A 9,275-nucleotide genomic window follows, 5' to 3' on the forward strand; every position below is an offset into this window, starting at 1 on the left:
TTCGTTGGCCAGCTTAACTGCTGACGCTCTAAATTCGGCTGTATAAGTTTTGGTTTTTTCTCGCTTCATATTAGGATCACACTCTTTTCAGATTATTTTAAATTGTGTGTCCGGTTTAGTGTAGCCACATCATTATTCACTTTTTCTGCCAGAAAAGTGAATTTTTACCTTTTTTAACGGAGTTTTTTTATCCTTATGCTGTATTAGGGCGGACTACTCATCTTGAGATTCATCTACGAAAATTTTATTATAACTGATCTCATATAAAATGAATCAAAATGCATGGACAGCAAAGAGCTGCTCGCTGGAACACCCTTCCCTTTTTCTAATGGCTTTGACCTGACCCATTTGGGTTCAATGTGATTAAAGTCCGGGGAATAAGACGGCAGGTATTCAAGCGTATGCCCGACATTGGCAATGGCGGTTTTGATATCCTGTCGTTTATGGAAGGTTGTGTTGTCCATGACAATCACGCAAGCGGGCAGAAGTTTAGGCAACAGGTCCTGCGTCACCCACGCATAGAAAATGTCGGCGGTGATATTGGCGATGAACAGGCTTACGGTCAGCAGCATCTTTCTGATCAGGGCGCCGATCCCATTGGTTCGGCCTGTTGCATGCCAGTCTTTTACGCCATGGGCGCGCTCACCCACTGGCGCATAGCCATGCGTGCGTGGCATGTCATGCGCAAAGCCGCTTTCATCAAGGTAAACGATAACGCGGCCTTCGCGCTCATAGCCTTCAATTTTTTGCTGGAAGATACGCCGCTCTTCTTCGCTGGCTTTGGGGTGACGCAGGCTTTTTTTTATAAGTCACGCCCAGACGCTTTAAAGCGTGATTAATGCCTTGCTTGCTGACTCCCAGCCGTTTGGCGCGCTCGTACTGATATGCGTCCGGATGATCCTTGACGTCCTGCGCCAACCTCTCCATGTTGATCTTGGTGGTAGGCTTGTTGCGGGTGGTCTTGGGATCGGGAGTCTTGAGCCAGCGCGTCACACTGGCGACCCCTACACAAAAACGCTTGGCTACTTGTGCAATTGAGAGGTTCTCCTTCTCCCGAACGGATAATACCTTACGGCGAAATGATATCGGATAAGTCATCTGTAAATTATATTCAATTTATAGGGGATATGCTATAGCGCTGACGTTGGAAGACAGACAACAAGGCCATTTCGTCAGGGTAAGCGAACGGCGTTAGCGGATCGGCAGGCAGTGCGCGACTGGCTGAAAGGCTTCGACCAGGAAGTACTTTTGGTACGGCGGATCTTTACGAACAAGGACGGCAGCACCGGCACGTTGAATCTGGTTTGCAGTGCCCCTTCCTGCGAAGGTGGACGAGCCGCGGCGATTTATGAGAAACGGTGGAAAGTCGAAGAGTTTCACAAGCCGTTGAAATCCAACGCGGCGCTGGCAGAGTCGCCAACCCGGACGGTAATTACGCAATGAAACCACGTGCTCATGTCCATTTACGCCGTATTTAAGCTAGAATGTTTGAAGATCAAATAAGGCCAACCATTTCGCCCTGCGGGCGAAACTATCTATCAAAGCAACCCAACAGGCTTATGCGGCGTTGCAAAAGCTAAAGGCTGCGTAACATCAGTTCCTCATCAAAATTAAACCTAGCTTCTTCAGAAAAACTAAAAATTATCCCCTTTGACTATTAATCAAACTTTGCTTGATCGCTGGCGGAAAGTCTCGAATAAGCAAATCCCAGCACTCACTGATACATTCAGGCTTTCAACACTACCGACCATTGGAATACGTACCAGTTGATCACAGTTTTCCTTTGTCAGGCGACGCATGCCCTCGTGTTCTGCACCTAATACCCAAGCTATAGGACCATCAAGTGAAATACTCTCAAGGTGATCAGTCGCTTCAGCCGCAGTGCCGATAACCCAGATACCTTGTTCTTTGAGTTCACGTAAAGTTCGAGCTAAGTTGGTAACGGTAACAAAAGGTACAGTATCAGCAGCACCGCTAGCAACCTTATGCACAGTAGCCGTCAATCCTACGGAGCGATCTTTAGGTGCAATGACAGCATGCGCCCCTAATGCATCAGCAACACGTAAGCATGCTCCTAAATTGTGTGGATCCTTGATGCCATCTAATATTAGGAGCAAAGGGAGTTCACTCAGCGTCTCCAAGATATCTTCAATGGTGGCGTACCTCTGAGTGACCATGATGTTAGCCACGACACCTTGATGGTGAGTGGTACCCACCATTCTAGCTAGCCTCGTGTTATCGCAAAGCATTAACCGAATATTTTTGGTTTCAGCAAGTTTGCATAGATCGCGTGCACGCTGGTCATGTCGCGCTGAATCAATATAGATTTCTTGGATACTGTCTGGATTCTGCCGTAAACGGCTCATAATGGTATGAAATCCGAAAATATGTCGTGTCTGAGACATGTTTGTCGCTCGCTCAGGAGGATTGTTGTAAATACTGTATCCTAACAATTATCTGAAAGAATCGTATGCTTCTAGTTAGTGTTTGCGAAGAAGCGAGATAGTTTCAATTAATTACTGGGTGTTCCTTGCTCGCATCCACTAAAATTCATATAGAGCTAGAAAATTTGAGCTTTATGATTTTTTGCTTTTCAAGCAAGAATAAAGTCTATTTTGCGGGTTTCCAAGTCAACCCTTACAAGTTTGACATGCAAACGGTCACCCAAGCGATATTTTTTTCCAGTACGTTCGCCATACAACATGTGCTTAGTGCTATCAAAATGAAAGTAATCGCTGGGCAGCTCTGAGATATGGACTAATCCTTCCACATAAATTTGATCAAGTGCAACAAATAAACCAAAGGCAGTGACACCACTAATAACACCATCGAAGCAATCATTAATTTTATCCTGTATATAGAAGCATTTAAGCCACGATTCAACATCACGTGTCGCTTCATCAGCGCGGCGCTCTGTCATTGAGCAATGCTTGCCCAGCTCATGCCAGCCTGTAACCGATGGCGAATAAGTATCGCTATTTAGAACTGCTTTGATAGCGCGATGCACCAGTAAATCAGGATAACGCCGAATGGGTGAAGTGAAATGAGTATACGCTTCATAAGCCAATCCGAAGTGGCCAATATTTTCAGGACTATATATCGCTTGTCGCAACGATCTCAACATCACAGTCTGTAATAATTGGGCATCGGCTCTACCATTGATCTTAGTTAAAACTTTAGCAAAATCTTTGGCGTGTGGTTCCCCCCCCCCTCCTAACTGCACACCAAATTCCTTAAGAAAATCTCGTAGTGCCTCTAATTTTTCTGGCGCTGGGCCCTCGTGGATACGATACAACACGGGTTGCCTATGTTGCTGCAAAAAATCTGAGGCACAGACATTGGCAGCCAGCATACATTCTTCTATCAGGCGATGCGCCACATTACGTTGCAGCGGCAGTATCTGCTCAATTTTGCCCTGATCGTTAAAGATCATTTGGGTTTCAATTGTTTCAAAATCAATGGCTCCACGTTTCTTGCGTGCTTTCTGTAAAATCTGATATACCTTATAGAGTAACTGAATGTGCGGTAGTAGTTCGGTATATGGCTTGGTATTGGTATTTTTGGGCTTATCCAGCATTGCTGCGACCTGGTTGTATGTAAGGCGAGCTTGTGAATGCATGACTGCAGGATAAAATTGATAATCTACATATTCCCCATTTGTAGCTAACTGTATTTCGCATACCATACTCAGACGATCCGTATGTGGATTAAGCGAACATAAACCATTAGAAAGTACTTCCGGCAACATCGGGATCACTCGTTGTGGAAAATATACCGAATTGCCTCGCTTGTATGCTTCTTGGTCTAGCGCATCAGCGTCATGTACATAATGGCTGACATCAGCGATAGCGACATATAACCGATAATCCTTTCCATCCCGTTCACAATAAACTGCATCATCGAAATCACGTGCAGTTTCACCATCGATTGTAACAAATGGTAAATGGCGGATATCTTTTCGCTTGGCAAGCTCCTTTTTTAGTACTTTTTTGGGAAATTTGGCAGAGATTTTCTCTATCTCAGATGAAAACTCATAGGGTAAGTCATGTGTACGCAATGCGATTTCGATTTCCATGCCAGGTGAAGTGTATTCACCCAGAATTTCAAGAACATGGCCAATAGGCTGGGTATGGATATCAGGTTGTTGTACAATTTGAACCATTACAACCTGACCAGTCTTAGCCTGCATAGCAGCTTCACGAGGAATCAGTATTTCTTGGCTAATACGCTTGTTTTCAGCAACTACGAAAAAAATACCACACTCGGTATAAAATCTTCCTATTAAGTGTGTGTTGGCATGTTCAAGCACTTCCACGATTTCACATTCACTACGACCACGACGGTCTACACCAATTTCTCGCGCGATGACACGATCCCCATCAAGCACCTTGTGCATTTCTTTGGCACTAAGATATAAATCAGGCCCGCCATTATCGGTAATCAAGAAGCCATAGCCATCACTATGTCCTTGGACCGTTCCTCTGATCAGTTCAAGTTTTTCAATGACACAAATATCCCCTTTGCGATTGCGCATAATTTGGCCGACACGAATCATAGCTGCCAATCGCCTATTAAAAAATTCAGTTTCTTTTGGGGTTATACTTAACAGCTTACGTAATTTTGTTTCGCTTACAGGTATGCCTTGTTCTTCAAGTACTTGCAATATGAACTCTCGACTTGGCAAAGGTGTGCCATATCGCTCGCTTTCGCGCTCGATAAAAGGATCATGTTTACGTAGCTGGCTCTTCTTACTTTTCTTCTTGATTGACAAAACAATTGTTTCCTATAGAATCACGAGTTGCTCCTAATCACGTGGTTAGGAGTATTGCCCAGATGGCGGAATTGGTAGACGCGCATGGTTCAGGTCCATGTGCCTTCGGGTGTGGAGGTTCGAGTCCTCTTCTGGGCACCACGTCACTTATTCAATAAATTCAAATCCCTTCCAAAATACCCCAAAAACCCATATTTAAAGCCGTTCTTCATTAGATTCCTTTGATTGGTTCGAGTTCCTATATTCCAATTTTTTCCAATTTTTCTGCTATGCTTTACGGAAATAATACGGATCAATTACGGAAAGCATTATGGGCACAATCAGAAAAAAAGGATCTGGCTATGAAGCATCAGTAGCCAGAAAAATTAAAACTGCTACCGGCCAAACCACCACATTTAGAAAATCCAAAACCTGCCGGACTAAGGCAGAGGCCAACATGTGGATTGCTGAGATAGAAAAGAATCTCATTAATGGAAAGCATAATAGCACGCCAGATAAAACCTTTGGCGAGCTTATGGAAAAATACAGGAATGAAGTATCATCAACCAAGCGCGGCGGAGAATGGGAAGCAAGGCGGATCCGTAAATTATCCCAAGATAATATTTCGCACATCAAGCTTGAAGAATTGAATCAAACTCATTTTGCCGTATGGCGTGACCGCAGGCTTAAGGAAGTGACGACAGCTACCGTATTGCGTGATTGGAACTTGGTTAGTCACGCTTTAAATGTTGCTGTCAAAGAATGGAAATGGCTTCCTGAAAATCCATTAAAAGGAGTCAGAAAACCAAAGCAACCTCAAGCCAGGGAGCGCAGGATTACGGAAGATGAAATAGACAGGCTTTTGCTAGCGCTTGGCTATGACTATTTAGCTCCTCCTAAAACGATTACATCCAGGGTTGGAGCGGCAATGCTGTTTGCGATCGAAACTGCCATGAGAGCCGGGGAAATCGTTTCTCTTAATTGGGATAATGTGGATCTGGACAAGCGCGTAGCTACATTACCCATGACTAAAAATGGGTTTGCACGTGATGTGCCATTGTCTGTAGAGGCTATTAGGATAATTAACCAAGTACGGATGGATACGGCATCCGTATTTAATTTACGGACGAGTCAAATAGATTCGCTTTTCCGTAAAGCGAAGAAACGAGCTTTAATTGATGATCTTCATTTTCATGATACCAGAGCGGAGGCAATCACCAGGCTTGCTAAAAAGGTAGACATTTTGACATTGGCCAGGATATCAGGACACCGGGACATGCGCATGTTACAAATCTATTACAGAGAAAGTATTGAGGATATTGCTAAGCGTATTTGAGCGCTCCTAATATTTTTTGCGGAAATGATTTTGTCATCTTTTTGCATAATTTGGTCAGCATTTAGTCCTGCCACACCTGTTCTAATCTCCTTCAACGATTTATTAAAGCAGAAGGTGGAGAAAAGAAACACCGACTTGAACAACTCTCTATTCTTTCAGCACTTTGATAACGGTCATTTCAATGCTTCGATCTGCCCGAATATCTGATAAAAGGATTTTTATTATTTGTCAATGCGAATTACTTTGGTCATTACGCATATTTTCTCGCCATGGAATTTCGATAATTTATTGTAGCATTAGGCGCGGTTAACGGCTGTCTCTATTAAGAGACATCTATTCTGCAAATCTTAGCCTCGCATTAACATCAATTTAATAAAAATATTAATAATTTAAAGAGGTAGCTATGAAAAAAAGTTTATCACTAATAGTAGCTGGGTTGCTATCAATCACTTGTCTGGAGCACGCTGAAGCACAACAAACCTACACCAGGTACGAAGCACATACGCCTCAGGGGCAGGAAGCATTAGCTTCCATGCGCAAGGCTATAGCCACGATGAAAGAAATCGGATGTAAAAACCCAATTAGCTGGTATTACCAAGGAGCAATGCATTGGACTCCGGATGTATCTTTTGGCACCTATTTGGAACAAAATCCTTTGTGCCCTTCTTATACAAAGAGTTCTCCGGATTTATCTGCTGCCTGGGATACTTGCGCATCGCATAATTCAACAGGCCCTAGCTCAGGCATTCATTTTTTACCTTGGCACAGAATGTTCGTAATTTATTTCGAAGACATTATTCGTAGAGTTTCCGATGATCCCAAATTTGCCATTCCTTACTGGGATTACAGCACCAACTACGTAATGCCGAAGGAATTCCAAGCAGCTGATGGTGGAAGTCTATATGAAGAATCAAGACGAATCTCCCTAAATCAGGGAAAGCCGATTGATGACGCGGCTAAATCTAGAATATCAGCATATCTTAAACAGCTCAGCCAGATTCGTGATTATAAAACATTCAACGATCAGCTCAATCAAGGTTTACATGGTTTTATGCACGACTATATTGGCGGACAAGATGGAACATTTAACCCCATTTACAACACCGTCGTCAATGATGAGGTGGATCCAGGTTGTGGCAAAGGCTGCGGCATGATGGCGGAGGTACCTAGTGCTGGCTTTGATCCCATCTTCTGGCTACACCATGGTAATGTTGATAGGCTGTATCAAAATTTTATAATCTCTAATCCCAACAGCAATATTACTTTAGACCAACTCGAATCGGTAAAATGGCCATATAATTTTTTTAAAGTACGAGGGTTTACTGGGGAAGAGGTGAAGCTTTCGATGCCAGAAGTGCTGAAAGATATTTCTTCGATAAACTATCAATACGATGATCAGCCAAAACTTAAAGCAGCTGAAGAGGCCAAAGCTAAAGCCCCGCTATTGCATGAAAGTGTTCTAGTATCGACAGAGCCCAAGATAGAGGTAAAGCGTAATAAGCCAGCAAAACTACATATTAGCGCGCGTACTGAGTTAAAGCCCATGTTGTTGGAAACAAGCAAATCCCGCCTTATTCTGGAGGTGACAGCAAGCTATAAAGAAAGCGCCAAAGGTGGCTATGATGTGTTTGTCGGTCTTCCCGCAAATATTGAACCAACCAGCAAAGAAGCACTGGAACACTATTTTGTCGGCACAATATCATTTTTCGTCAATGACCCACAAATGAAAGGTGGCACTCACACATTTAGATATGACATCACTGATGAATTGGCGACAGCCAAAATTGATTCAGAAAGCTTCGATATTTCTATCGTCAAATCGTATGGCCCAGAAAAAGGTGTCATCACTATAGATAAGGCAACCTTACAGACACTGCAATAAAACGATATAAATGAAAAAGGTTACAAGCTATAAACTTGTAACCTTTTATCTATTTGGAAGTCTGTGCGAAACTTAAACTCACGGCTAACTATTATTTCTTCGGAATTGTTTGCATTAAATTTAGAGTAAGTTAATCAACTACCTCAAACCTAGGCATATACCGATCATGGAGAGTCAATGAACAACCGAGATGAAATAAAAAATTCAAAAAATCAGCTGATGAAATAGCGAAATCTCTAAATCGATTAAATGCCGCATTGGTTGAATGCAATAATTCATTTATTGATCCGGCCATCTGAATGCAAGAAACGAACAATGAACTCAAAATAGAATTGGACCGTAAGAATCTTTGGTGGATATTTCCACCAAAGAAAACCTAGTCAACCACCTCAAACCTAGCCCTACATCTCTCAGTCAAATCCCAGGCATATATCTTCAATTTCTCGAAGTCCTGCCACACCTATTCTAATCCGCTGTTGAGGCTGTCTTCGGTTGCGCTGTAAAGCTTCATAGGAAGCGCTCTTTTGTTAAATGTTGGAACTAACTATCTGAGACCTTGGATGGGCAGGGTAAAACAAGAGACAAAAAAATAAAACTGGAAGCAAACCAAAAGTGATCAATCGAACTACTGCAGAATTTGCAGCAGCTCGATAAACATCATTTAAGTAGAGGAAGATGATTTATCTTTAGAGCGGCCTTTGCTATTTGACTGCTCACCTTTGCGATCTGCTTCGAGAGATCCTTCAGAACTAAACTCATCAGATGTAAACTTTTCATGAGCTCCACGGCCAGCTTCGCGTGCTTCCTCAGCTGCACGAGCCATTTCGTTTTCTTCCTCGAAGTTAAACTCATGCCCAGCATTCTCCTTGTGAGCCGCATCACCGCCGTTGTTAGTAGCATTTTTACATTGCTTATCTTTATCTATGGCAGAAAAACCAAGATCGCTGGTACACCTACTATCCTTATCCTCTCCCTTATTTTTGTCCTCATCCTTTCCTTTATTCGAAGGCATAATATCCTCCTATTCGGTAAGTTCAAAAAACAACCATGTAATATGTTTGGGCTCTTTATCTTCAGCTTGGTCAAACTAAGAACAATTTTAGAATACTCTTCGAAGTGGGCTTTCTCTGTACGTGATCGCACATAAGGATAAAATCAGTCAGAAATCACCTCAAACTTAGCCCGAATATTGCACGAAGGGAAGTGGCAATTCCCCATTAAATCTTTATAATTCAGTTACCTAAGCTGAATAAAGAAAAGGAATTGCCAATGACAAAGTGTACCCAGGAATCGTTTAATTTTCCAGA

The 9,275-nt window shown here is 42.7% G+C and carries 8 protein-coding genes and 1 tRNA gene; 4 read left to right on the plus strand and 5 right to left on the minus strand.

Going from position 1 to position 9,275, the window contains the following annotated elements; all coding sequences use genetic code 11:
• Positions 1–233: 233 nt before the first annotated feature.
• Positions 234–806 (minus strand): transposase, encoded by a 573-nt coding sequence (locus BM283_RS16180; RefSeq protein ID WP_368086451.1) that lies wholly within the window; start codon positions 804–806, stop codon positions 234–236.
• Entirely contained in the window at positions 739–1,098 is a 360-nt protein-coding gene (locus BM283_RS16185) for an IS630 transposase-related protein (RefSeq protein ID WP_090694950.1), read from the minus strand. Before BM283_RS16185 ends, BM283_RS16180 begins: the two co-directional genes overlap by 68 nt.
• A 111-nt stretch (positions 1,099–1,209) precedes the next feature.
• Here BM283_RS16185 and BM283_RS19055 point away from each other — a divergent pair, with 111 nt between their 5' ends.
• Positions 1,210–1,443, plus strand: coding sequence for a hypothetical protein (locus tag BM283_RS19055; RefSeq protein WP_175492195.1), 234 nt, complete (start codon positions 1,210–1,212; stop codon positions 1,441–1,443).
• 218 nt (positions 1,444–1,661) lie between these two features.
• On the opposite strand, the gene rlmB is transcribed toward BM283_RS19055, so the two are convergent.
• Positions 1,662–2,405: a 23S rRNA (guanosine(2251)-2'-O)-methyltransferase RlmB gene (gene rlmB / locus BM283_RS16195; protein WP_090694953.1), complete on the minus strand. Its 744-nt coding sequence runs from the start codon at positions 2,403–2,405 to the stop codon at positions 1,662–1,664.
• 188 nt (positions 2,406–2,593) lie between these two features.
• A complete protein-coding gene (gene rnr, locus BM283_RS16200; RefSeq protein ID WP_090694957.1) occupies positions 2,594–4,771 on the minus strand; it encodes a ribonuclease R in 2,178 nt (725 codons plus the stop codon).
• A gap of 56 nt (positions 4,772–4,827) precedes the next feature.
• On the opposite strand from rnr, the gene BM283_RS16205 reads away from it, so the two are divergent.
• The 3 genes from BM283_RS16205 (at position 4,828) to BM283_RS16215 (ending at position 7,968) form a co-directional block, all read left to right on the plus strand.
• Positions 4,828–4,912 (plus strand) — tRNA-Leu (locus tag BM283_RS16205).
• Positions 4,913–5,081: 169 nt separating this feature from the next.
• Positions 5,082–6,086, plus strand: coding sequence for a tyrosine-type recombinase/integrase (locus tag BM283_RS16210; protein WP_090694959.1), 1,005 nt, complete (start codon positions 5,082–5,084; stop codon positions 6,084–6,086).
• Positions 6,087–6,489: 403 nt separating this feature from the next.
• On the plus strand, positions 6,490–7,968 hold the full coding sequence (locus BM283_RS16215; RefSeq protein ID WP_090694961.1) for a tyrosinase family protein: 1,479 nt from the start codon (positions 6,490–6,492) through the stop codon (positions 7,966–7,968).
• A 661-nt stretch (positions 7,969–8,629) separates the two neighbouring features.
• Here BM283_RS16215 and BM283_RS16220 read toward each other — a convergent pair.
• On the minus strand, positions 8,630–8,980 hold the full coding sequence (locus BM283_RS16220; RefSeq protein WP_090694962.1) for a hypothetical protein: 351 nt from the start codon (positions 8,978–8,980) through the stop codon (positions 8,630–8,632).
• Positions 8,981–9,275: the final 295 nt, after the last annotated feature.

The sequence above is a fragment of the Nitrosomonas sp. Nm34 genome (assembly GCF_900113925.1).
Lineage (GTDB): Bacteria > Pseudomonadota > Gammaproteobacteria > Burkholderiales > Nitrosomonadaceae > Nitrosomonas.